Origin of the sequence: Streptomyces sp. NPDC096079, assembly GCF_040303145.1 — a bacterium.
Lineage (GTDB): Bacteria > Actinomycetota > Actinomycetes > Streptomycetales > Streptomycetaceae > Streptomyces.
Window position 1 is genome coordinate 286,638 of the sequence record NZ_JBEOST010000010.1, and the last position, 812, is coordinate 287,449.

Below are 812 nucleotides of genomic sequence, written 5' to 3' on the forward strand. Positions count from 1 at the left end.
GCCCGTACGAGGGACGGTCGTCCCGACGGAACGACGGACGCTCATCACGACGGTCGTCACGGCGGAAGCCACCACCGCGGTTGTCGCCACCACGGCTGTCGCCACCACGGTCGTCACGACGGAAGCCGCCGCGGTCGTCACGCTGCCCGTACGAGGGACGGTCGTCCCGACGGAACGACGGACGCTCATCACGACGGTCGTCACGGCGGAAGCCACCACCGCGGTTGTCGCCACCACGGTTGTCCCCGCCGCGGTCGTCACGACGGTAGCCGCCGCCACGGTTGTCGTCCCGACGGTCGTCACGACGGAAGCCACCACCGCGGTTGTCGCCACCACGGCTGTCGCCACCGCGGTCATCGCGACGGTAGCCACCGCCACGGTTGTCGCCACCACGGTTGTCCCCGCCGCGGTCGTCACGACGGAAGCCGCCACCGCGGTTGTCGCCACCACGGTCGTCACGACGGAAGCCACCGCCACGGTTGTCGTCACGGCGCGGCCCGCGGAAGCCGCCCCGGTCGCCACCGGCACCGTCCCTGCGACGCGGCTCGCGCTCCGGACGGTCGTCGGGAGAGTTGGTGGACATCGGTGTGACTCCTGTCTTCGGGTACTGCAGTCATTCTCGCGCAGCCGGCACTGCGCCGCGCATCGGAAAAAGTCAAGCAAAAAACAAAAGGACCCCTGGTCCCAGCGTGAACGCTGGGACCAGGGGTCCTGAAGAATTGTTCGGCGGCGTCCTACTCTCCCACAGGGTCCCCCCTGCAGTACCATCGGCGCTGAAAGGCTTAGCTTCCGGGTTCGGAATGTAACCGGGC

General features: G+C 68.7%; 1 rRNA gene and 1 pseudogene. Both read right to left on the reverse strand.

What is annotated here, in order from left to right:
* Positions 1–553, reverse strand: a pseudogene (locus tag ABTY59_RS37675) (DEAD/DEAH box helicase); the annotation flags it as partial.
* Positions 554–721: 168 nt separating this feature from the next.
* Positions 722–812 (reverse strand): 5S ribosomal RNA (gene rrf / locus ABTY59_RS22170); the annotation flags it as partial.